Here is a 22,384-nt window from a genome sequence, read left to right as displayed (position 1 = left end):
CCTACGTCATTCTAGGCATGGCACTTGAAACTAGAGACTAAGCTTCCTAACATTAAAGACAATGTCGCGAGCTTAAGAAAACAACAGAGGAGACTAAAATGCGCATAGTTCACCTGGTCGCCGTGACTTTCTCATTAATCAATTGTGCGGTTTTCGCTGCTCCGCTGCTGAGCAAGGGGACATCGATAGCAGGGGCAATCGCATATCAAGATGATGGGGATCCAGCTCAGTTTTGGTATTTGCCGTTGTCAACAACAGATACCTTGGGTGACCGTCTCAAATCTTTCGAGGTCAAGTACTTTGGTATTGGAAAGCCATTTTTGGTAAAGCAAGCTGATGGCTCTATCAAAAGCAAAGCCGGTTCGATTGTCAGTGGAGTATTCTCGATCGATCTTTCACAATCCCAGCGTGAAAAATTGACCAAGCAAATATCGAAGGATTTCGGTTTGGTGGCGCCAAAATTACTTCCATTGAGGTTAACCGATTCAAAAATAGAATCGATCTTACTGAACAATATTGATGGTTTTGGAGACCCGGTCGAGCAAAAATGGGCGTCAACATTTTCTATCGGAAGTGATTCTGCATTTTCGGTTGGAAGTTTAAATTCAGGATTTGCGCAGATTGTCGCAAATCTGTCGATTGGTGGGTCTCCGACCGATATACCGGCAAATCCTGCGATCGGCGTGAACATAACAGGAAAATCGGAGTTCGTTGGTGACCCGTGGACTGCCATCGTTGATTGCGATCTCAGCCAAGTTTGGAGTCAGGTTCGGACGTCAGTGGGGGCGTCTGCATCTTTTGGGTGGTTTCGCATAGGTGGAGCAAGCTACAATCGTATCGCCCAAGACTTGCAGAAATCCGGTGCGTGCACTTTTAATATGAAAGAAGGGACGCTCGATAATGAAAAATATGGCCGGCAAGTGATGGAAATGACTAAATCATTGTTCGAAGAGATAAACAAATATGCGATTTCTGGTGATAAGTATTTTAAGTTCGAGCCAAATCCAGAAGCCCCAGCGGTCGCTGGAGGTGGCGGTGGAGGATTGAGCCTATTTGGTTTTTCGGTGTCCGTTAATGGTGGGTATAGCAGTGCAAGCTTCTCTCAAGGAATACGTTGGAATACCACAGTTTCTTATACGGGGCGCACCTTGATCACGGTAAATCTTGGAACGGCCTTGGCAGTGTCCTGTAACGCGGCGACGCAGAAGTACTTCGTCGATTTAACAGATGCGGCGCAGCCTTGCATAACCCAGCAAAAGATCGACGCGTTCTTGCAGCGAACAAAAAATGAAGCGAAGGAAAAGGCTTCGGCTTACAAAGCATTGAACGACAAGTTGCTCAATGGATCGATCACCATGGAGCAGTACGCGACCTTAAGGGCAGCGATCAACGATTTGGTCTATGTAGACGATATGTACGCACTCTCCGACGCGCGAATCCCAAATCTGCCGACAAAGCCGGTATTTGCCGCTCGGGCCGTGCGAGGCCCGATTTATGGCGTTGCGAAGACTTCGTCGGGCGTGAGAGTGCTTAATTCCGACGAATTGTTGAATTTCAAACTGATAAATCCGGAAAAGACATTTGAACGCGCGACGCAAACCGTGGTGCAATAAAGATGCCGAAGGTAACCTTGTCTGAACGACTCGCACTCGCCTGGGAGCATAGGGTGGTAGTCGGACTCTCGTGCACTGCGTTCGTCGCGCTGTTAGTAGCCGTTGTTGCGATTACGACATCGGGCTCGGAATGGCGGTGCGGCCTTCGCGCCAAGCGTTATGGAACCGTCTCAAATTCCATCCAACGATACGTGATTGTGGGGTATGGTGATAAACCGGCCTGCCCACTCCCGGGGGAGGCTCCCGCGTATGAAGTAAAAATCGGTCAACCAATAACTGTCTGGGTTCGTTCGATTTACTATGACAACGTAACCATGCCCGCATCTGATACGGCAGTGACCTTGGAACTGGTCAATGCCTTTGGGAAAGCCGTCGCCGCGCAGCCTCCGGATTTCATGTTAAATCCAACATCAATTTCTACTAACGCGTCCGTCGCCAAAGGATTCTATGGTGGTTCAATTGTTTTTGTTGCGCAAAAGCCAGACGTGTATCGCATAAAAGCCTCGTACAAAGATAGGGAATTAGATGCTTACTCTCTGGGGCCATTAATAATCGTCCATTAGCGATGGAGTTCTAAGCGGGGAAGAATACCACCGCTGTTTCATTTGCAGCACTCCTCGCCGCTTTCGCAGCTTCTAGTGTGTTGCATCGCCCGACGGGAATCGAGCGGACGAACGTTTCGGGCACGCGATTGAAGTCGAGGACTTGCAAGCTGTCGGGCGGTGCGTGCGACTGGCACAACCATCCGGGTGTCTCGATTGACGCAGAAACCAAAGAAGTTGAGGACCGCGAGCCGTTAGCTGCTTCCGGCAGTCGCAGTACGGATTATTCTGCGTGAGATGTCGGTTACACGATATCCGCTATGGGTCGATCATGGCCGTTGATGAGGTCACATCCAAGTAATTTCAGACCTGATCAGATGCTGACTGAGGGATCAGGTCTAGACTTAGACATGTTATTGGGTGGTGGACGTTTCGCGCGATGTGATGGAACGAATCCATGCTTGTACTTCTGTCTCTGCCCATAGTGAGAGATTGCGAACTCGTCGTGGTCTCGGGAAACTTCCTTCCTTCATCATGTCGTATATCGTCGTCTTGCCCAAGCCGACCATGTCCAGAACGGTCGGAAGTCGTAACAGTCGTTCAGTCGTGGTGCTCAATTCACTATTCCTCGTTATTCGGTAACGGGCTGAGTTGCACGGGTGAGTTGCATTAACCCCGTTTCAAGCGTAATCGCAGCGGTCGCGGCCCAGATGCGCGCATCCAGCGCCGCCTTGTGCCGGGAGAATGATCCGATCTCGTCGCGTGCGAGATGTCGGCGATCAGCGAGCGGATCATGGTGCGCAGGTCGTCAATCTGTATGAGCCTGTCTTGGCCGGCATCCGCCAATGCTTCGTTCGTCCGGATTGGTTAGCGCCGCGTGAGCGGCGCTTCATCGTTCTGGATTGCTTTTGCGGGCGGCAGCCCGCCGCTGTTCGACTGCATCGAATTGCCGTTGACGCTCGCCAGTGCAATGGCCGAGCGCTTCTTCGCGTGTTCCCGCTTTCGCGGCAGCGGACGTGGGGTAGAAAGGGCCGGGCGCGGGGTCATTTCGCACCTCCAGTCGGGAGCGCCCATGCCGACGCAGGGTCGAGACCGGGCGTTACCTTCTGCGCCGGAAATGCAGCGGCCAGCAGCGCCGTGTTCGACTTGATCCGCCGCTTGTGCTCGATGGCCGTTAACACGTCCGTCAGGTCGGGGCGCTCGCCTTTGGCGGTGGCTGCCGAGAATTCGACAGTCATATCGGGATCAGGCATAGCGATGATCTCGTGCGCCCACGCGAGAATCTTCTTAAACGCCGCCTGCTCTACCTTCGTCTGCCCGTGGATCGGTGACTTGATGGTCTCGATGAGCCGCGCGGCGCCCGAACGAATCGCCTGAACGCGCGTCCACACTGCGCGCGTCTGCGGAGATACCTTCAAAGGGTCGCTCGCAAAGCTGGTGCCGGTGTTGTACTCGATCGCGTAAATCCATGCCCCCGGTCTCGGTTGTGCGATGCGAATGTGCGCGAGCGGCCCCTTGATCCGACCGGTTCGCTCGGGACCGCGCAAGGTCTCGACGGCTTGGCAGCCGCCGCTCTCGTCCGGTTCCGTGACCGGCCACACTTTCCCGGCGGGCTTCGCATCAAGCAGATCGCTGATCGGCAACAGCGCCGTGTGAACAGCGTGGATTGTGTCCGGCGCGAGCTTACCGAACCCTTCATCGCGCAAGACAGCCTGCAGCGCCAGCAAAAGTTGCTTTGACTGCTTCTCGCTGAACTTGGCGGGAGACGTGTGGCGCGGGGCTGCTTGTGCCGCCGCGTGCGTCTCGACAGTAACGTCTGCAGCCGTCGACGTGGCGACAGGTTCGGGGCTAGCGGTGGCGCTTGCGGATGTTGTCTGCTCTGCCAGTGATGCCGTGTCCTGAAGCGGATCGAGTAGGGGCACGGCTTCGAGATACTTCTTCGTCACCTTCGACTTGCCGGCTTCCGCTGCTTTGGAGATCCCGACAACGATGCGTTCGAGCGCCTTTTCACCCCCATGCCGGCGGATCTCTTCGATCGCCAGTGTGCCGGTGCATTGCCCGTCGCGTACGAGCTGATGCAGTTCAGCCGGTGCCCGTTCGAGCAGGCCGACGTCGCGGATTGTTTGATCAGTGACATTCAGGCGCTTGCAGATGGCCGCGAGGGTCATGCCGTGAATGTCGCGCAGCTCGGCGACAACGCCTGCCAAATCGAGCGGCGACGACCGTTTGCTGTCGTTGCTGAGATAGCCGTCGATCACCATTTCGGCGCGGTTCACGTTTTTGGCGTCGCGGACGACGACCGGGATCTTCCCCAGATCCTTCCCGGTTGCGATCACGTGTCCCGCCGCGAGATAGCGGTGCTGCCCCTTGTAAACGTAGAGCAGATCTTTACCGTCAACCTTCCGGGCGTAGCAATGGAGGGGCGAGCCCTTGTCGTACCCGTTCTCGCGCATCAGCGCGGCCAGGTGTGCAACCCATTCGGTATCAACCGCCCGGATGTTGTCAGCCGGATCGTAGTGCAGCTGTTCGTAGGGGACCATCCACAGGTCCGCCGACGTTGCGCCGGCCGCCGCGGCTGCGGCCTTGATGTTTCCGGTTGGGATCGGAGCGGTCAGGTCGAGCTGTTGCGTGCGGTCGTCCATTACGCAACCTCCCGCGTCGCCGCAATGCGAGCCTTGCGAGGCTTCTTCGCTTTGTGGATCGCGTTTGATGCTTCGATGCCCGCTGCGCGCTTCGCGTCACGCAGGCGCTTGACCGCGCTCGCGCAGTCGCCTTCGCTCGGCATGGAGATTTGCGTGCCCGCGATCTCTGTCCCGTCGAGGATCATGTAAAGCGTGTGAAGGCTATCGGCCAGCGGTCGGCGACCGACGACGTATTTGCCGACGAGGATTGGTGTTGTCGGGCGCTTCGCGTTGCGGTCGTAACGCGCAATGGTACGAAGCGAGAGGGTGTCTCGACGTTCGACGTCGACGAGGGGAAGGGTTCGGGCTTTGATTCGCGGCATGGTGGTCTCCATGACGCCGGGGCGCATGCCCCGGCACGGTCGGGGCGGATTAGACGGCGACGTGGTAAGCGGTCGTCGGTGCGACAACCGGATCGTCTTGGAACACGTTCACGGCGACGAACAGCAGCGCGGCAACAACGGTCCACCGGAAGATCGCAGACTTCTCAAAGTTGCTTTGGCGGGCCGGTTCGGACGGCGTGACACGATGCTGTTGTTCTTCGCGAAGCCACTCATGGCGGGCATGCGATTGATGGTCGAACAGTTTCATAGGTTTCTCCGAAAACTGCGCTGGCGGCAGCAATGGAGATGTATGTTAGGCATTCCTTCCTCGTATTGCAATAGGAATGCCTAACTTTTTGCTCGATACATTCGCCCACTCGCTACTCACCGGTAGAAGCGGGAATGGAGAATGTCTTTGAAAGGTCTTGAATTCGTCCGATGAAATACTGTATGTTTATACAGTGCTATGCGTAAATATTACCGAGGGGAGGTTGGTACGGGGCTATGTCAACAGGGGAATTGCGCTGCAAACCGGGCGATGTGGCGATTGTCAGTCGATGCCTGAACCGGTCGCGCATCGGTGTACTGGTGCGGGTGATTGGTCCGCACGACACCAAAGATTTTGATTGGGATGTGGAACTTCTCGGTGGCCCGATTAGAGGCCGCGGCATTCGGTCAGGACGAGTCGCAACGCATCATCGGGCCGCACTCTTCGACTGGAACCTTACTCCACTTGCGGGTCTGGGGCATTCAGATCAAGAAGATCTCCAGACTGTCGCTGGCCGCGTAGATCTTCAAACACCTTAAGTGTCTCGAGTAGGGCGACGAACGCGCTCGACGGCATTCCGACTCTGTCCGCTTTGGCGAGCGCGTCGACAAGAGCCTGAGCGTGCGCGCCCAAGGTCTCCTGTTTGTGGGGTGCCGGCGCATTGGCACGACGCATCATTTGCCCTTCGCCGGTCGCAAGCCACCAAGGATCGACGTTCAGGAACTCCGCTGCGAGCAGCAGGTTCGCCCCCTCCATCTTTTTTGTTTTGCCACTCAGCCAGTCACTGACTGACGGGGCGCGAACGCGGCAAGCGCGCGCCAAATCCGCAGCCTTCTTTTCGGGCGGCAATTTCATTGCCTGTTCCAGGCGTTCGGCTAGTGTCGTCATTAGGAAAGCCTAACTGATTGGGCGTTAGGAATGCCTTGCGTTTTGTGTAAGGAGCGCCTAACATTGCGGCATGAATACGCTACAGAACCGAGACCCGTACGCGTGTGCCGTAATCGACGCCTTCGGAGGTACGGCGGCCACCGCTCAGCTTTGCGAAGTTCGCATGCCATCCGTATCGGAGTGGCGCCGAAATGGCATTCCGCGCGCACGTCTATTGTTCCTGAAGCTCGCACGCCCCGATCTGTTTGCGTCTCTGGATTCACACGACGAATCGAGGTGAAGCCGGCGCAGTTGCGTTGCCCAGCTGTTACGCAACTCATGGACCGAATCTTAGTTGCGCGCGCAAATGCGCGACAGGATGAAAGCCAGTGTCTACCAAATCCCACCTATGACCTGCCGATACGACAGCACTGAATGGCTGGACGTCCTCTATACGTCCGTTCGCAACACGCCCGGCGGCGTCGCCGACGCGGCGAACTACCTCACGATCCGACGCGGCAAGAACATCACGCCGGAATCTCTGCGCCTGCGTTTGCGAGGCGTCGGTGACAGCCGATTGTCCATGGAGATGTTCGAGCTGCTCGTTGAGTGGATGCAGGAAAAGTCTGAGGCTGAGGTACATGCGCTCGACGCTTTGCACGCGCTGAATGCCCGGTTCGGATTGGTTGCGGAACAGGTTGACGATCACACGGCTGACGAGTCCGGGGAGCCGGGCACGCTGCGTCTCGTTTCAACGGCGCTGCACCTGCAGGCACACGTCGGTCTCGTCGCTGACGATGTGACACGTGCTTTGGCAGATCAGCGAATCGACGACCACGAAGCGGAGCGGATCATCGCGACCGGCCGCAAGGGCCAGCGTCTGTTCCAGCGTTTGATTCACGCTGCTCGCAACCTCGCCGCACGTCGTCGTCGTCGTCATGGATCGGTTTAAACACGGCATGGCGTGCTGCCGGCCCGAGCGTGAACAGATCGGCCTCTGCTGCTCGCCCGAGCAGCAATTGGCGTGCGCTGCAACGACGCTCGCAGCCCGATTCGAGGGCGCCCCTGCAGAAGCGGGGCGCCTGCTGTCCGAACTGATTGCCACGTTCCCCGATCGTCTCGCTCCGATTCTCGCGGAAGCGAGCGCGGCGGGGAGCGTGCGCTTGTTCGTCGAGCGCGCCGCGCGAGCATGCGCCGCGCTCGCAACCAAGGCGGAACGCCACGCGTTCCGCGACCAGCTTACTGATCGTCTCTGCGCGCTGGACCTTGCCGCGTTCGACGATTCCATGTCGGCGGAATGGCGTCGACTACGCGGCAAATAACCGGAGACCCCTATGAACGTGAACGGAATCAGTAGCGCGTTGCGACGCGGCGCATCGCAGTACAGCCGCTCGCCGAGTGGGCGGCAGTCCTATGCGGCCGGGCGAGGCGTATGGCGCAGCTTTGCGCACAAGGTCGAACGCGACCGCCGGCTCGTCGAGCTGGATGCGGCTCGTCGTGCGATTTAGCCGGCCGCCGCTTATCGAATCGTGATCTGGCCGCGACACGCGGCCAAAGTGACTTTTTGCAGAGGGATTTTCTATATGGCGACACTGGACCAGATCATTCAGCAATTGCGTGCGGCGGGGCATCCTGACCTACCCGCCGGCCATCCGGTCGCGGACGGGAAACATCATCGGTACGGGCCGCGCAAGAAATACTGGTATCAGCTTCGCGAGGTCGTCAGCAAGGGCTCAGTGATCGGCTATGGCGGTACGTTCGGCCACTTCTCGGGCGACGATCCGGGCACCGAGCGATTCGAGTGGGGCGGCGCACCGTTGAGCGAAGAAGCGCTCGCGGAAACGCGTCGCCGGCAAGAGGCTGCCGACCGCGAACAGGTCGAGCGCGACGCACGGCAGGCGAAGCTCGCCGCGAACCGTGCACGCGACCAGTGGAACCGTGCTGCAGAGCATGGCGAGTCCGCCTATCTCGACCGCAAACACATCACGGCAGAAGGCGTACGTTTCGACGCGGACGGCACGATCTTCGTGCCGATGTATCAGTACGGCGACGGCGCCCGTCTCGTCGGCCTGCAAAAGATCACGCCGGACGGCGCGAAGCGCTTCAACAAGGGCATGGAGAAGAAGGGCGCTTCGTATCTGCTCGGTGAGGTCGGTCCAGATGACCAGGTCGTGCTGGTCGCCGAAGGCTATGCAACCGCGCGTGCGATCCGCATGGCGATCGACGACGCGTTCGCGGTCAATATCTGTTTTGACGCGGGTGGCATCCTTCCGGCCGTGCGCTACCTGCGTATGACGTATCCGGATGTGCATGTGCTGGTCTGCGCCGACGACGACTGGAAGATCGAGCAGCGCATGCGCGACTGGCTCGCCGATGAGTTTGCTTTCCGGGGCGAACTGGTGTTTGGTGCAGACCCGGTGCGGATAGAAGCGAAGAACACGTGGTACATGGTTGCCGTGTCACGCCGTCGTGACGACAACGGCGTGCCGTATGTCGAGGTCAGCTATGGCAACGACGTTATGCCGCTGCGTCGCAAGCGCTTCGAGAACACGGGCCTGAAGCGCGCGTATGAGGCGGCAGCGACAGTCGACGACGTCAGCGTTATCTATCCGGTATTCGCTAATCGCGGCGAGCGCAAGCTGACCGATTTCAACGACCTGCACGTCGAAGAGGGCTTCGAGGCTGTCGAGGCACAGCTGCAGGCGGCAATCTTGCGCGTCATCGCCCCAGCGAACGAAGAGATCCGGCCGGCAACGGTTGCAGTGTCGACCGCGGACGAGACGCCGACGAAGCCCGCCGCGACGTCCGCTGCCGCGAAACAGCCGGAATGGGATGGCCGTGAGGCAGAGAACGGCGCGCACACGTGGGAGCAGGATCTGGCGCGTTCGGACAAGGGCACGCTGCTGCCGACGCTCGGCAACGTGCACATGATCCTGTCGAACCACAAGGCATGGCAGGGCGTCATCGAGCAGGACGACTTCGGTGGACGCGTGATGAAGCGCAAGGCGCCGCCGTTCCCGCAAGGCGTGACAGGTGAATGGACCGACATGGACGATCAGCGCTGCGCGCTCTGGTTGTCGCAGCGGTACGGCCTCTCGGTGCGTACCGATATCGTGATGAACGCGGTCCTGTTGGTGGCGGACGCTACACACTTCCATGACGTGCGCGAATACCTTGAAGGGCTGAAATGGGACGGCGTACCGCGTGTCCGTTCGATGCCGTCGACATACCTGCGCGTGGCTGACAGCGAGTATGTACAGCTCGCGTTCATGAAATGGATGATCGCGGCCGTCGCTCGCGTGATGGAGCCGGGCTGCAAGGTGGACAACGTCTTGATCCTCGAAGGCAAGCAGGGGCATCGCAAATCGACAGCGCTGAAGGTGCTGGCCGGCGCTCCGTGGTTCACCGATACGCCGATCCAGATTGGCAACAAAGACACGTACGCGGTGCTGGCCGGTAAGTGGGTGATCGAACTCGCCGAACTGGACTCGTTGAACAAGGCCGACTCGTCGGCAGTGAAAAGCTTCTTCGCGACGGCCGTCGACCGGTTCCGCAACTTCTACGGTAAGCGTGCGACCGACGTCCCGCGTCAGTGCGTCTTCGCTGGCTCGGTCAACTTCGATACGTACCTGAAGGACGAGTCGGGCAACCGACGCTACTGGCCGCTGCGTGTCGGTGGTCTGGTCGATATCGACGGCATCGTGGCCGTGCGTGATCAGCTTTGGGCCGAAGCCGTGCACCTGTACCGCACGGGCGTCGTGTGGCACGTGGAAGAGCATGAACGCCCGCTGTTCGAGATCGAGCAGGCGGAGCGCTACGAAGGCGACGTGTACGAGGACAAGATCGCAAAGGCCCTGGAATTCGTGTCGCGCACGACGATGGAAGAGATCCTCGCGGACATCCTGAAGCTCGATACGTCGAAGTGGACGCTGGCGGAGCAGCGCCGCATCGGCAAGGCGTTGAAGTCGCTCGGGTGGGTACGCAAGCGCGAGTCGACAGGGTCGCGCGGTTGGTATTACGTGAGCGAGCAGCAAGAGCCGGAAGTGGAACGTGAACTGGTCGCAGCGGGTGATGACGACAGTCCGCTGTGATGACGTGGCGCGCTGTGCCTGCACGGTAGGCGCGCCGCTTGCCCCGTCTTGGCGCGCTGTCGACGTCCCATGTCCCAATGTCCCAAGGCGCGGTCTCGGGCGCGGGTGCAGGGGCGCGACATGCGCGACGTGAGCGGCGCATGTCGCGCATGTCGCAGGCGCGCACCCCTGCAAGCCTTCTCACTTGGGACATTGGGACATTAGGACGAATAGGAGAGAGTGATGATCGATTTGAAAGAGCGGGTGGGCGTTGCGATGAGCGTTCGTGGTCAGTTCACCGACCCGATTGCCGATCCTAAAGTTACTTTGGGCGCGCTCGCCTTTGCGAACGATCTCGGTAGCGCGCTAGCCCGAATCAAGGCCGGGCCGCTGCCGACGCCTGCGATGATTCGACGTGCAACGTTGCTGTTGGCGCAGATGATCCGGACGTCGGGTCGATTCAAGCGTGCACGGTTCACGGGCCTCTCGCGCGACGAGCGTCGCGATCAACGTGCGGGGCATGCTGTCGAGCGATCGAAGGTCGACATCGTCGAGCGGTTCGCCCTGCGGTTGCTGGACGAGTGGGTGAACGACCAGTGTGTCGAGTGCGAGGGGCGTGGCGTCGTGCGCCGCACGCGTGCCGTCACGACGTCAACGCACACGTGTGATGTATGCGGAGGAAGTGGGAAGGTGTGCGTGTCGGAGGAACGTATCCCGTTCTTCGAAGGGCGTAACGGGCCGCTCGTCTTTCGGGAATACGAACCATGCGAGGACTGCGGTGGGATGGGGCGGATCGCGGCGTCGCCCGCTCCGGATGCGAAGGGCCGGCACATTTGCCCGGACTGTTTCGGTACCGGCAAGCGGCAGGTCGACGACGCTGGCCGGGCGCACGCGCTCGGCGTATCGCTCGACGAGTATCGGCGGAACTGGTCGTGGCGCTTTCACGACATGCTCGCGCTGTTGGATACGGTAGATGGATCGGTGTACGACACATTGCGTCGTCAATTGCGAGGATGAAACGTATTCCATTTCAAGAGCGGATCGCGTAAACTTTGCACATCCTTTACCGCGTCACTGGATACGTGAGCGACCGCACACTCGTGTCGCAACAATTGCCCGACAGGCGTACTGAATCGCGGGAGCGCCGCGACCAACAACGATAACTGTCAGTCGGGATCTGTTGGGAGGGCGTTCGCCCTTACGAAATGAATATCGAAGCCCTGAGTGCGCAAGCCCTCAGGGCTTTTGCTTGTTGTGCAAATCACGAGATGTCGAAGTTGCAGCCAGTCTTGTCCACCGTCAGTTCGATGAGAGAATCGGTTTCCCTGATCTCAATGGACCCGGTGGCCGTCGCACCTTTAACTTTCGTGATGGTGATGGTGTATGTGCCGACAGCTATGTCTAGTGCAGTGCCGACCTTTTCACCGTTGTCACCCCATCGGCAATTGGCGATGGTCGCTGCTTTGAAGTTTTCTTTGTCGTCGCCGTCTGTGATATCGAGTTTGATCCGTGGCATGGTGGTTCCTCAAGTTGGTCAAATATTGACAAGTCGGAATGCGCGTTGATGCACATGCGACCAGTTGCAAGTTAATTGAGTGACGGCGAATCGGAAATATGCCGTTGGTTATGCGGCGCGGAACGTGACGGATGGCACGGGTTCCGGGGAAACGTGTGGACGCGGCCAAATCGCCCGATACTGTCGTGATACAGAATTACTGAAACGCCACAACTGGAGCGACGATAATCGCGTGTCAGGGCTGTTGCCCTGACAAAATGAATTCCAAAGCCCTGAGTGCGAAAGCCCTCAGGGCTTTTTGTATTGGGGCGCTGAAATGCGAATCGAGTCGACGAGCGCCGGGCCGAGCGAGGTCTGGTCGACGTGGGATGAAGATCGAAGCATGGGGCGCGTTACCGCGCGGTGCTTCGTGTTTGACGACGCGATGGACCGTGTCGTGTGGGCGATGGACCGGGCGGGCGACGGCGCGAGCGTCGATGTCGCGATCGGTGTGGGTCTGCCTACTTTTTGAGCAGGCGGGGACCCTACGGGCATCGCCATACGCGGGGGCTCGCACCCGCGTTTTTTCTCTACTGTCGAATTCCTATAGGGGGGCACATTCACATGCTGACTCAGCAACAAATCGCTGATCACCTCGATCTGGAGCGCTCGACGGTATCGCGCCTTGTCGACCGTCTCAATATCGACTATCGGACGGCGTCGCTTGATGAAATCCGCGTTGCGTATCTTCGCCACTTGCGAGAATCGGCTGCCGGCCGCGCAAGCGAGACCGGGATCGATCTCGTCGCCGAACGCGCGATGACCGAGCGCGTCGATCGCGAAATCAAGCTGCTGACGTTGGCCGAGAAGAAAGGCCAACTGGTCAATGCGGCGCAGCTCGAACAGGCGTACGGCCAGATGGTCGGCGCATTTCAAACGGAATTGCTGGCGCTGCCCGACAAACTGGTGCAGGAGCTACGCACCCTGTACGGCGTCGAGGTCGACGTCGAATGGTTGAACGAGCACATGTATGGATGCCTTCAGCAGCTTTCTGAATACGACGCAGACAGTCCGGGCGGTGATTCGCCGGATTGCGAAGCTTCTCCGTCCGCCCGAGCGGATCGGGACGACGGAGTGGGCGCGCAAGCATCGCAGGATGAGCGCGAAAGCGACGGCGACGCCGGGCCGCTATAACCCGAACATCACGCCGTGGGTGTTCGGCATGCATGACGCGCTCGACGATCCGACCGTGCAAAAGATCGTGTGCATGAAATCGGCGCAGGTCGCGTGGACGGATGGTGTGCTGCTGAACTACATCGGCAAGCGGATCGACGTCGATCCGTGTCCGATGATCGTCATGTTTGCGAAAGAGAAGTCGGCGAAGAAGTTCAATCTCGAGAAGTTCGAACCGATGGTCGAGGTGACGCCTCGCCTGTCGGCAAAATTGCCGGTGCATGCTGCGCGCGACAAGAACAACCTGTGGGATCACAAGACGTTCCCGCGCGGGTTCCTGAAGTTCATTACGTCGAACGCGCCGGACGATGTGAAGTCGACGCCGGCCCCGGTCGTCGCGGTCGAGGAGCCGGACGATGCGAACACGAACGTGCGCGATCAGGGCGATTCGATCACGCTGCTGGAGGAACGCAACAAGAGCTATTCGGACAGCCGCCGCAAGGTAATTTTCGGTGGCACGCCCACCGTTGACGGCTTCTCGCGCATCCAGCAAGCGTATCTGACTTCGGATCAACGCATCTATCTGGTGCCGTGCCCCGATTGCGGCGAGGAGCATGAGCTGGCGTGGGAGAACGTGACCTGGAGCGAGGACGCCGAAGTCGCACATGAGGTGTTCGGCCGGGCACGGCCGGACTCGGCACGCTATACGTGCCCGCACTGCGGCTCGTTGTGGGACGACTCGGCGCGTGTGTGTGCGGTCCGGCATGGGCGATGGGTTGCGACGGCGCCGTTTCACGGCGTCGCGGGCTTTCGTCTGAACGAGTTGGTATCGCCGTTCCCCGGCTCGCGCATGGCGGAGCTGGTCAAGAAGTGGCTGACGGCCGAGAAGGCGCTGCGCGAGGGCGACGACACGAAAATGCGTGCGTTCGTGAACAACTCGCAGGGTCGGCCGTACAAGTACAAGAGCGACCTGCCGGAGCTGGACGTGCTGGCCGCGCGTGCGATGCCGTACGCGGCATTCATGGTGCCGGCCGGCGGTCTGTTGCTGACGCTCGGTGTCGACGTGCAGCACGACCGGCTCGCAATCATCCTGCGCGCGTGGGGACGTGGTGAGGAAAGCTGGCTCGTTGCGTGGGACGAGATTCACGGCAACGTGCTGCATCAGGAAGCCGACCCGCTGTCGGGCGGCGTATGGGGCGCGTTGACCGCGCTGGTGACGCACGGCTACCGGCACGAAAGCGGCGGCGTATTGCGTGTTCGCGCGACATCGATCGATTCGTCGGACGGCTCGACATCGGACGCGGTATACAAATATGTGCGTGCTGCGCAGCGGGTAGGGCTGAACGTGCTGGCGATCAAGGGCAGCACCGAGGCCAACTCGGAGATTTTCAGCGTACCGAAGGCGTCGGTCGATTCGACGCGCAACAACAGCAAGGCCGCGAAATACGGCCTGCGCCCGTACATGGTCGGGGTCAGCAAGGCGAAAGACCTGATCCTCGACAACCGGCTGAAGCTCGATGGCGATGGGCCGGGGCGCATGCACTGGTATGTGGGCGTGCGTTCCGACTATCTCGCGCAGGTGACAGCCGAGGTCAAGGTGCCGGGCCGGATCGGCACCAAGCGTGTCTGGCAGAAGAAGGCCAGCGCCCGTAACGAAGCGCTCGACTGCGAAGTCTATGCGCTGCACGCGGCACGCAGCGCCAAAACCCACCTGATGACCGAAGCGCATTGGCGCGTCGAACAGGTGCGCATCTCGCAGGTTTCTCTGTTCGATGCTGTTCCGATATTGGAATCGCTACCGTCTGCATTGCCGGTCGAGACACTGCCGACCGTGCAGACGGATGCCGATCCACCGCCACCGATCGAGCCGGTTCAGCCGGTCGCTAAACCACCCGAAACCCCGCCACCGAGCGGGGTTTCGCGCATTCAGGGCCGGCGTGTCGCTCGCTCGACGTACCTGAAGCGCCGCTAGGAGAAACACATGGCATACACGATGGCGGACCTGCAGCGCATCCAGTCGGCAATCGCGAAGGGCGAGCTGGAGGTCCAGTACGCGGATCGCAAGGTGCGCTACCGGTCGATCGCCGAACTGCGTGACGCGCAGACCGAGATCATCCGGGCGCTGGATGGCGCGACCGGCCGCTCGCGGCTGATTCGCTTGCGGCACGCCGGCAAGGGGGTGCGATGAGCCGCGCATATCCGGTTCTCGCGCAGCGCGGCTTTGTCGTGCCCACGCGCCTGAACGCGGCGGCGTACGAATCGGCTGGCACGCGCGGGGCGCGGGCGAAGTCATGGCAGGCGTCGAGCGCGGGACCGAACGCATCGGTCGTGCAGAACCTGCCGCTGATGCGCCACCGCGCCCGTGACGCGATCCGTAATGACCCATGGGCGAAGACCGCAATCGCGCGGCTGGTGTCGAACACGATCGGCACGGGTATTCAGGCGCATCCGCAGCATCCGGACGCGGACGTGCGCCGCGAACAAAAGCAACTTTGGGACGACAGCTCGGGCGAGCTGGATGCGGATGGTGTGCACGACCTGTACGGCTTGCAGACGCTCGCCGCGCGGGCGTTCTTCAGCGACGGCGAGGTGCTGGTGCGCCGCCGCCTGCGTCCGCCGCATGCCGGGCTGGCAGTGCCGATGCAGATCCAGCTGCTCGAAGGCGACCTGTTGCCAGTCACGAAGAACGAGCCGATTCCAGGCGGGGAGATCATCAACGGCGTCGAGTTCAACGAAGACGGCGAGCGCGTCGCGTATCACCTGCTGCGCCGCCATCCGGGTGAGTACAACCGCTTTGCCGGTGACGCGACGCAGACGGTGCGCGTACCGGCCGACGAGATCGCGCACGTCTTCCACGGGCTGCGGCCCGGTCAGGTGCGCGGTGTGCCCGAGCTGTCGACGGTGCTGCTGCGGCTGCATTCGCTCGACAACTTCGACGACGCGGTGCTGTTCCGTCAGGAGGTGAGCAACCTCTTTGCCGGGTTCATCGTGAAACCACAGGCGGAGGTCGGCCCGCTCGGCGATCCCGTTTCCGGTGCGCCGATCGAGTTCGACGTTGACGGCTTTTCGCCGGTCGTGTCGCTGGAGCCGGGCGCGATGCAGGAACTGGCGCCCGGCGAAGACGTGAAGTTCGCAACGCCACCCGGTGCCGGGGCCGATTACGCGCCGTTCATGCGCCAGCAGCTGATGGCGGCAGCCGCGTCGGTCGGCATGCCGTACGAAGTGCTGACGGGTGATCTGCGCGACGTCAGCGACCGCGTGCTGCGCGTGTTGCTCAACGAGTTCCGACGCTCGATCGAGCAGCTGCAGCAGAACGTGTTCATCCACCAGTTCTGCCGGCGAATCTGGCGCTGGTGGGTAGACGCGTGCGCGCTGTCCGGCGCGTTGTCGATGCCGAACTATCACCGCGCCCGGCGCGAATACGTGCGGGTGCGGTGGGTGCCGCAGGGCTGGCCGTATATCCACCCGGTGCAGGACGTGTCGGCCAAGCGCGCGGAGATTCGCGCGGGCCTGACGAGCCGCACCGGCGCGATTCTGGCGAAGGGCGAGGATCCGGAGCAGGTCGACGACGAGAACGCCGCTGATCAGCAGCGCGCGCAACGGTTGGGGTTGCAGTACGACACGCATGCGACGGACGACGCCGATCCGCTCGCGCATACGAATGGGGAGTGAGATGAAACGCAATCATAAGTGGTGGGATATCCGGGCGCAGGCGAACGCGGCCGGCGAGGTCGAGATCCGGATCTATAACGAGATCGGCTTTTGGGGCACGGACGCGCAGACCTTCGTGACCCAGCTCGATGCGGCAGCGGCCAACGCTTCCACGATCGTGGTGGCGATCAACTCGATGGGTGGCGACGTGTTCGATGCGTTCGCGATCTACAACGCACTGCGCCGGCACGCTGGCAAGGTGAAGGTGCGCGTCGACGGCGTCGCGGCATCGGCCGCATCGCTGATTGCGATGGCCGGCGACGAGATCGTGATGCCGGAGAACGCGCTGCTGATGATCCACAACGCGCACACGGTGACGGCGGGCGAGGCGAAAGACCTGCGACGTATTGCCGACCTGCTCGATAACGCAGGCGACGGGATTCTCGCGGCGTACGCGGCCAAGAGCGGTCAGTCGATCGACGAGATCCGGGGCATGATGGACGCCGAGACGTGGCTCACGGCCGCGCAGGCAAAGGAGAAGGGTTTCTGCGACACGATCGAGGCGGCAGTGAAGCTGTCGGCGTCGGCCAGCTCGACGGCGCTGCTCGCGCGCTTTTCGGCGGTGCCCGATGTCGTGCGGGCGCTGGTCGACGAGACGGAGCCGACCGACCCGCCGCAGCCTGACACGCAACCCAATACACCGCCCGAACCCAATCCCGATCCGCAGCCGGTGCCGCCAGCGCCCGACGTGTCGGCGCTCGCATCGCACGTGTTCGCGGCATGCCGTGACGCGCGCCTGTCGCATTGCGTCGAGGCGATCGTGACGGCGACCGGCCTGAAGGATCGGGCAACCGTTGACGCGGCGCTTCAGCAGGCCGCGGACATCGCCGGGATCTGCCTTGCGGCGAATGTGCCGGAGCTGACCGCGCAGTTCGTCGCCGACGGGCTGACCCCCGATCACGTACGCGCGCGACTGTTCGAGCGCGTGACGGCGTCGCAATCGCGCATCAATCCCCGCGCTCAATCGACGGCGCAAAACGAGCCGGCCGTGGTCGCGAACGCGCCGCGCGCGGCGTCCATCTACGCGGCTCGCAAGAGCGGCAAGTAACTTTGACGATACCCGAGGAGGGGAACACTCATGTCGAATGTGAAGGTACAGGGCAGCCAGACGGCGGAATTTCTGGTGTCGGAGGGCAACGGGCAGATTTCGCGCGAACACATCATCGTTAAGGCGGGACCGGCGCTGCCGTCCGGCCAGGTGCTCGGCGTGACGAGCACCGGCGAGTATGCGCCGTACGACAACGCGGCGAACGACGGGTCGGAGGTTGCTGCAGCGGTGCTGTACGCGCCGTTGCCGGCGTCCGAGGCACCGCGTTCGGCGACGGGCATCGTGCGGCTCGCCGAAATCGCCGCCGCGCGCCTGACCGGTCTGGATGCCGCCGGCCGCACCGATCTCGCCGAGCGCCACGTGATCGTTCGCTGATCGCAGCGCACGCTACCTGAAGCCCATCCAAGGCCACGCACCGCGCGTGGCCTTTTTTGTATCCATTTCCCTGTTGGAGGTTGTATGGCGGACATCGCCCTGTTTCAAGATGACGCGTTCTCGCTGTCGTCGCTCACGGCCGCGATCAACGAGCAGCCGCACGTACCCGGCCGCGTCGGCGCACTCGGTCTGTTCGAAGAGGACGGCATCACCACGACGACGATCCAGATCGAGCGCGACGGTGACACGCTGTCGCTGGTTTCGGCAGGCGAGCGCGGCTCGCCGTCGGCGATCGTGGTCGGCAGCAAGCGCACCATGATCCCGTTCAACACCGTGCACCTGCCGCAGCGGGCGTTCGTGAAGGCCGACGAGATCCAGAATCTCCGCGCGTTCGGTTCCGAAACGGAGCTGGAGGCGCTGCAGACGGTCGTGAACCGGCGGCTCGCCAAGCTGCGCCGCCAGCTCGACGCGACGCACGAGTTCCACCGTATCGGCGCGATCAAGGGTGCGGTGCTCGACGCCGACGGCAAGACGGTGCTGATCGATCTGCTCCAGTACTTCGGCATCGAGCAGACGGTGATTCCGTTCGAGCTGGGCAAGGCGGACACCGAGATCCGCGTGAAGTGCCTCGAGGTGCAGGACGCGATCGAGGATGCGCTGGGTGCGACGACATACACCGGTGTGCGCGTGCTTTGCGGCCGGGCGTTCTGGAACAAGCTGATCGTCGCGAAGACGGTGAAGGAGACGTATCTCGCGACCGCGATGGCCGCGTCTCTGCGCGGCGATGCGCGCGAGGCGCTCGACTTCGGCGGTTGCACGTTCGAGCGCTATCGCGGTCGCGTCGGCGACATCGGCTATGTTGCCGACGACGAAGCATATGCGGTGCCCGAAGGCGTGCCGGAGCTGTTTGTCACGCGCTTCGCGCCGGCCGACTATGTCGAGGCCGTCAACACGACGGGTCTGCCGTATTACGCGAAGCAGGAACTGGCGCAATTCGGCAAGGGTGTGGACATCGAGGCGCAGTCGAACCCGGTGCACCTGTGCACGCGCCCGAAGGCGATCGTCAAGCTGAAGGCGTGACATGGCGTTCCGGGATCTGATCGCGGACGTCGACGCTGCAGTGCTGCGCGATCTCGGCGACGTGGATATCACGATCGACGGTCGGCCCGTCGACGGGATGTTCACGTCGCCGTGGCTGGGTCCGGATCTTGGAACGCAGCGCACGCAGCTCGTGGCGCCTGTCCTGCATATCACCGACGCCGACGCAGTCGACGTCACCGAGGGCAGCATTGTCGTGACGCCGAGCGGGCGTTACCGCGTGTTCGAGCTGCATCCCGATGGCACGGGCTGGACGATCCTGATTCTGAGGTGACGATGGATCTGCTGAAGGTTGAGATCGACGTGAAGGGGGCGCTCGAAGCACTCGCGGGTCTACCGCCTGCAGCGATGCAGGCGGCATGGCGGCGCACGCTGCGCAAGACGGGCGCGTGGATCCGAAACCAGACCGCGAAGGAGGTCGGCAACGCGACGGGGATCCAGCAGAAGCTGCTGCGGCAACGGATGTATTTCTTCATGCGATCGGCCGATACGGGCAAGGTATGGCTTGGGTTGAACCCGATCGAGGCGCACCGGCTCGGCTCTGTCCGGCGCACGAAGAAGGGGATGCGGGCCGGCAAAACGCTGTTCGAGAGCGCATGGCGCAAGAGGAACCGGCAGCCGGACGGGCCGATCTATCGGCGCATCGGCAAGGCGCGCACCCCGTTCGAGGTCGTCAAGGTCGAATGGTCGCAGACCGGCGATCCGGCGTTTCGCCGGGCGGCGCAGACATGTGGGGCCCGACTGATGACGGTGCTACGGCAGGAGGTCAACTATGAACTGCAGAAGGCGATAAACCGTGCTCGATAACCTGAAGCAATTGCACGACGGCGTCGAGTTCGGCCTGCGCGCGAAGCTGCCGGATCTCGAGCGCATTCACGCGTATCCGAAGATCGGCAAGGCGATCGAGACGCCGTTTATCGCAATCGAACTGTCGGAGCTGGAGCCGGGGCACGACGACGGAACGGGCCGCGTGCCGCTGGTAGGCCGATTGCAGGCGCGTGTGATCGTCGACCCGATCGTGCCCGGTGCCGAGCTGCTGGTGCGCGAGCTGTCCGCGCGTGTGCTGCAGGCGGTGCACGGTACGACGTGGGATTTGCCCGTGACGCCCGGCAGGCAGGTCGGCTCGGCGGGCGAGGATCCGTTTCGCCCGGAGCTCGATACGTATCTCGTCTGGCTCGTCGAATGGGAACATGAATTCGACCTGGGCGACGAATTCGAGCCGCCGGCGAAGGGTCGCACGGTGTTGTGGGGCGTTGATCCCGATACTGGGCCGGGGCACGAAGATCGTTACTGTAATGCGGCGGATCACGGAGCGGGGTGACATGTGAGCGATTTCGAGCTTGGCGAGATGGATCGCCGCATGGCGTGCCTGACGCAGTCGGCGGTGGTTGAGGCGGTCACATACGATCCGCCGCGCGTGAAGGTGCGCATCGGCGATTGGGTCAGCGATTGGCTCAAATGGCAGGCGGGTGCGGCCGGCAAGGTCCGGCAGTGGCGTCCGCCGTCTGTCGACGAAGAGGTCGCGCTGTGGGCACCGTCTGGCGATCTCGCGGGCGCGTTCGTAGCGCCCGGTTACTACACGGAGCAGCACGGCGGGTCAGGCCGGTCGAGTCCGGACGAGACGGCGACCGATTACCCGGACGGCGCATTCGAACAGTACAACCATGCGAGCCACGAATACGTACTGTCGGTGCCGGTAGGCGGTCGGATCGTATTTCGCATCGGCGAAACCGAGTTCGAGCTGAAAGCGGACGGCGCGATGCTGCGTAGCGAGAAGCTGCTCGCCGACGTGCCCGATTCGACGTTCACCGGCAATACGACGACCGAGCGCTTGCTGACGTTCAACGGCGGTATGCAGGGCAAGTCGGGCGAAGGTGGCGGCGTTGCGGTGAGGGTCGCGGGCGGCGCTGAGTTTACCGACGACGTTGTCGCGGCCGGTAAGTCGGTCAGCAAGCACAAACACCGCGAGCAGGGCGACGGCGAGCTGGTTAGCCCTCCCGTTTAGGACTTGGTTGAACCTTGCGCGGTAGGTCGCGCAGCGGCATTTTGAGACCTACCAATCGTTCTGGCGAACATACAGCATCGATTCCGTCGAGTCGAATTGCTGTTACGGCATTTCGCGCATCGTCGCCTTTCAGATCGAAGAGAGGATGGAGCCTGATGTCTCTCGCGAACGAATCCATGCATTGGCGCAGCGATATCAATCTCGATCCGATGGTAAACGGCAACTGAGGCGGTTCAACCCCGCAGGAAAGGTCGATGCGCTCATTATCCCGAGGTGTTACCGCCTTGTTGAAGTACGACTGGAAGCAGTTGTCCAACTGCTCCGTCCCAAGCTTCATCAGGCTGCCAATTTTGTTGATCGTGCTCGCGGTGTCGCCGTGTATGAAGCGTTGGTTAATAGAGACGTAGTCAAACGAGTGGCGCTGAACCCAAGTGGCATAGGCAGCCAGATAGTCCTTGTACGCTTGAAGCCGAATCGGCTCGGCCGGGTCAGATTGGAGTGCGAGCATCGCATGTTTGGACGCTGCTGCATATAGTTCGAACGATGAGAGCAGGTCATCGATAGAGGACCGGAGTTGATCGTAGTCGTGGATTGTCGCTTCTCGCTGTCGGCGGTCGTCATTAATCTTCTCGGTCAGGTGCGTCGCGAGTAGACCGGTAAGGACGAATCCTACTGCGACGAGCACAAATTGATGCTTTAGGAATGCGTTGATATACGGCCAAATCGCCGAGAGCACTGCACCAAATCTACGAGAAATTGAGTTGCTTGGTGAAGGCTTCATCGTATGCCGCTTAATTGTCGTTCGTCGCTGCGTACTCATGCTGTGGCTCCGTGCGGATGTGCATGGCAATTCTAAACAAAAGTAACTTTGCCCCGCCTTGTGCGGGGTTTTTCATTTGTGGGGGCGTTTATGGCGAAAGACGCACAGCAAGTACAGGCGACGGCAACTGTCACCTTCATCGATACCGAGTTCCGCAGTCGCGTGATTGTGTTTCCGGACGGCTCGCACGTCGTCGTGCTGGCGGGCAAGACGCAAGTCACGCAGCCGGAGCACATCGCGTATCTCGAATCGCGCGGGTGCTTCAAGCGCGTGCCGACGAAGGTGCAGTAGTGGT

28 protein-coding genes are annotated in these 22,384 nt (G+C 61.1%); 20 read left to right on the top strand and 8 right to left on the bottom strand.

Annotated elements, in window-relative coordinates; genetic code table 11:
- Nucleotides 1-98 precede the first annotated feature (98 nt).
- Both BAMB_RS35285 and BAMB_RS35280 read left to right on the top strand, forming a co-directional pair.
- Nucleotides 99-1,613 (top strand): hypothetical protein, encoded by a 1,515-nt coding sequence (locus BAMB_RS35285; RefSeq protein WP_011657139.1) that lies wholly within the window; start codon nucleotides 99-101, stop codon nucleotides 1,611-1,613.
- 2 nt (nucleotides 1,614-1,615) lie between these two features.
- Nucleotides 1,616-2,176 carry a hypothetical protein gene (locus tag BAMB_RS35280; protein WP_127456330.1) on the top strand — a complete coding sequence of 187 codons (561 nt, stop codon included), beginning with the start codon at nucleotides 1,616-1,618 and terminating at the stop codon, nucleotides 2,174-2,176.
- Between the two features lie 392 nt (nucleotides 2,177-2,568).
- Here BAMB_RS35280 and BAMB_RS36265 read toward each other — a convergent pair whose 3' ends face one another.
- The 6 genes from BAMB_RS36265 to BAMB_RS09465 form a co-directional block, all read right to left on the bottom strand.
- On the bottom strand, nucleotides 2,569-2,724 hold the full coding sequence (locus tag BAMB_RS36265; protein WP_414429451.1) for a helix-turn-helix transcriptional regulator: 156 nt from the start codon (nucleotides 2,722-2,724) through the stop codon (nucleotides 2,569-2,571).
- 298 nt (nucleotides 2,725-3,022) lie between these two features.
- On the bottom strand, nucleotides 3,023-3,202 hold the full coding sequence (locus BAMB_RS36165) for a hypothetical protein (protein ID WP_321572864.1): 180 nt from the start codon (nucleotides 3,200-3,202) through the stop codon (nucleotides 3,023-3,025).
- A complete protein-coding gene (locus tag BAMB_RS09485) occupies nucleotides 3,199-4,797 on the bottom strand; it encodes a ParB/RepB/Spo0J family partition protein (protein WP_011657138.1) in 1,599 nt (532 codons plus the stop codon). The genes BAMB_RS36165 and BAMB_RS09485 overlap by 4 nt, the downstream gene beginning before the upstream one ends.
- Entirely contained in the window at nucleotides 4,797-5,159 is a 363-nt protein-coding gene (locus BAMB_RS09480; RefSeq protein ID WP_011657137.1) for a hypothetical protein, read from the bottom strand. Before BAMB_RS09480 ends, BAMB_RS09485 begins: the two co-directional genes overlap by 1 nt.
- Nucleotides 5,160-5,208: 49 nt before the next feature.
- Nucleotides 5,209-5,427, bottom strand: coding sequence for a hypothetical protein (locus tag BAMB_RS09475; protein ID WP_041491200.1), 219 nt, complete (start codon nucleotides 5,425-5,427; stop codon nucleotides 5,209-5,211).
- A gap of 456 nt (nucleotides 5,428-5,883) precedes the next feature.
- Nucleotides 5,884-6,315, bottom strand: coding sequence for a transcriptional regulator (locus BAMB_RS09465; RefSeq protein WP_011657136.1), 432 nt, complete (start codon nucleotides 6,313-6,315; stop codon nucleotides 5,884-5,886).
- Between the two features lie 388 nt (nucleotides 6,316-6,703).
- Here BAMB_RS09465 and BAMB_RS09460 point away from each other — a divergent pair, with 388 nt between their 5' ends.
- From BAMB_RS09460 to BAMB_RS09445, 5 genes are all read left to right on the top strand, one after another.
- On the top strand, nucleotides 6,704-7,246 hold the full coding sequence (locus tag BAMB_RS09460) for a phage regulatory CII family protein (RefSeq protein ID WP_085963129.1): 543 nt from the start codon (nucleotides 6,704-6,706) through the stop codon (nucleotides 7,244-7,246).
- On the top strand, nucleotides 7,233-7,616 hold the full coding sequence (locus BAMB_RS09455; protein WP_011657134.1) for a hypothetical protein: 384 nt from the start codon (nucleotides 7,233-7,235) through the stop codon (nucleotides 7,614-7,616). Before BAMB_RS09460 ends, BAMB_RS09455 begins: the two co-directional genes overlap by 14 nt.
- A 12-nt stretch (nucleotides 7,617-7,628) precedes the next feature.
- The gene (locus tag BAMB_RS35275) at nucleotides 7,629-7,802 is read left to right on the top strand and encodes a hypothetical protein (protein ID WP_166488179.1); all 174 of its coding nucleotides are present in this window, start codon (nucleotides 7,629-7,631) and stop codon (nucleotides 7,800-7,802) included.
- Between the two features lie 75 nt (nucleotides 7,803-7,877).
- Nucleotides 7,878-10,385: a virulence-associated E family protein gene (locus tag BAMB_RS09450; RefSeq protein WP_011657133.1), complete on the top strand. Its 2,508-nt coding sequence runs from the start codon at nucleotides 7,878-7,880 to the stop codon at nucleotides 10,383-10,385.
- Between the two features lie 222 nt (nucleotides 10,386-10,607).
- Entirely contained in the window at nucleotides 10,608-11,381 is a 774-nt protein-coding gene (locus BAMB_RS09445) for a zinc finger-like domain-containing protein (protein ID WP_041491198.1), read from the top strand.
- 244 nt (nucleotides 11,382-11,625) lie between these two features.
- On the opposite strand, the gene BAMB_RS09440 is transcribed toward BAMB_RS09445, so the two are convergent.
- Nucleotides 11,626-11,880, bottom strand: coding sequence for a hypothetical protein (locus tag BAMB_RS09440; RefSeq protein WP_041491197.1), 255 nt, complete (start codon nucleotides 11,878-11,880; stop codon nucleotides 11,626-11,628).
- 316 nt (nucleotides 11,881-12,196) lie between these two features.
- On the opposite strand from BAMB_RS09440, the gene BAMB_RS09435 reads away from it, so the two are divergent.
- The 12 genes from BAMB_RS09435 to BAMB_RS09385 all read left to right on the top strand — a co-directional run bounded on the left by BAMB_RS09435 (nucleotide 12,197) and on the right by BAMB_RS09385 (nucleotide 21,269).
- Nucleotides 12,197-12,391: a hypothetical protein gene (locus BAMB_RS09435; protein WP_041491196.1), complete on the top strand. Its 195-nt coding sequence runs from the start codon at nucleotides 12,197-12,199 to the stop codon at nucleotides 12,389-12,391.
- A gap of 92 nt (nucleotides 12,392-12,483) precedes the next feature.
- Complete coding sequence (locus BAMB_RS35850; RefSeq protein ID WP_175783424.1) at nucleotides 12,484-13,053, top strand: helix-turn-helix domain-containing protein; 570 nt, start codon at nucleotides 12,484-12,486, stop codon at nucleotides 13,051-13,053.
- A complete protein-coding gene (locus BAMB_RS09430; protein WP_011657130.1) occupies nucleotides 13,016-15,004 on the top strand; it encodes a phage terminase large subunit family protein in 1,989 nt (662 codons plus the stop codon). The genes BAMB_RS35850 and BAMB_RS09430 overlap by 38 nt, the downstream gene beginning before the upstream one ends.
- A 9-nt stretch (nucleotides 15,005-15,013) precedes the next feature.
- Nucleotides 15,014-15,220, top strand: a complete 207-nt coding sequence (locus BAMB_RS09425) for a phage head-tail joining protein (protein WP_011657129.1) — start codon at nucleotides 15,014-15,016, stop codon at nucleotides 15,218-15,220.
- Nucleotides 15,217-16,704 (top strand): phage portal protein, encoded by a 1,488-nt coding sequence (locus tag BAMB_RS09420; protein ID WP_011657128.1) that lies wholly within the window; start codon nucleotides 15,217-15,219, stop codon nucleotides 16,702-16,704. Before BAMB_RS09425 ends, BAMB_RS09420 begins: the two co-directional genes overlap by 4 nt.
- Before the next feature lies 1 nt (nucleotide 16,705).
- Nucleotides 16,706-17,791 carry a head maturation protease, ClpP-related gene (locus BAMB_RS09415; protein WP_011657127.1) on the top strand — a complete coding sequence of 362 codons (1,086 nt, stop codon included), beginning with the start codon at nucleotides 16,706-16,708 and terminating at the stop codon, nucleotides 17,789-17,791.
- A 30-nt stretch (nucleotides 17,792-17,821) separates the two neighbouring features.
- On the top strand, nucleotides 17,822-18,166 hold the full coding sequence (locus tag BAMB_RS09410; protein ID WP_011657126.1) for a head decoration protein: 345 nt from the start codon (nucleotides 17,822-17,824) through the stop codon (nucleotides 18,164-18,166).
- Between the two features lie 84 nt (nucleotides 18,167-18,250).
- A complete protein-coding gene (locus tag BAMB_RS09405) occupies nucleotides 18,251-19,246 on the top strand; it encodes a major capsid protein (RefSeq protein WP_011657125.1) in 996 nt (331 codons plus the stop codon).
- Between the two features lies 1 nt (nucleotide 19,247).
- Nucleotides 19,248-19,538, top strand: coding sequence for a head-tail joining protein (locus BAMB_RS09400; protein WP_011657124.1), 291 nt, complete (start codon nucleotides 19,248-19,250; stop codon nucleotides 19,536-19,538).
- Nucleotides 19,539-19,540: 2 nt separating this feature from the next.
- A complete protein-coding gene (locus BAMB_RS09395) occupies nucleotides 19,541-20,071 on the top strand; it encodes a phage tail protein (protein WP_011657123.1) in 531 nt (176 codons plus the stop codon).
- A complete protein-coding gene (locus tag BAMB_RS09390; RefSeq protein ID WP_011657122.1) occupies nucleotides 20,061-20,585 on the top strand; it encodes a hypothetical protein in 525 nt (174 codons plus the stop codon). The genes BAMB_RS09395 and BAMB_RS09390 overlap by 11 nt, the downstream gene beginning before the upstream one ends.
- Before the next feature lie 3 nt (nucleotides 20,586-20,588).
- Entirely contained in the window at nucleotides 20,589-21,269 is a 681-nt protein-coding gene (locus tag BAMB_RS09385; RefSeq protein WP_011657121.1) for a phage baseplate assembly protein V, read from the top strand.
- Here BAMB_RS09385 and BAMB_RS09380 read toward each other — a convergent pair.
- On the bottom strand, nucleotides 21,253-22,089 hold the full coding sequence (locus tag BAMB_RS09380; protein ID WP_127456331.1) for a hypothetical protein: 837 nt from the start codon (nucleotides 22,087-22,089) through the stop codon (nucleotides 21,253-21,255). The genes BAMB_RS09385 and BAMB_RS09380 overlap by 17 nt on opposite strands.
- 90 nt (nucleotides 22,090-22,179) lie before the next feature.
- Here BAMB_RS09380 and BAMB_RS09375 point away from each other — a divergent pair, with 90 nt between their 5' ends.
- Nucleotides 22,180-22,380, top strand: coding sequence for a hypothetical protein (locus tag BAMB_RS09375; RefSeq protein WP_011657119.1), 201 nt, complete (start codon nucleotides 22,180-22,182; stop codon nucleotides 22,378-22,380).
- The last annotated feature ends 4 nt before the right edge of the window (nucleotides 22,381-22,384 follow it).

Source organism: Burkholderia ambifaria AMMD (assembly GCF_000203915.1).
Classification (GTDB): Bacteria; Pseudomonadota; Gammaproteobacteria; order Burkholderiales; family Burkholderiaceae; genus Burkholderia; species Burkholderia ambifaria.
Note: the sequence above shows the minus strand (reverse complement) of the source record. Positions and strands in the feature narration are given on the sequence as shown.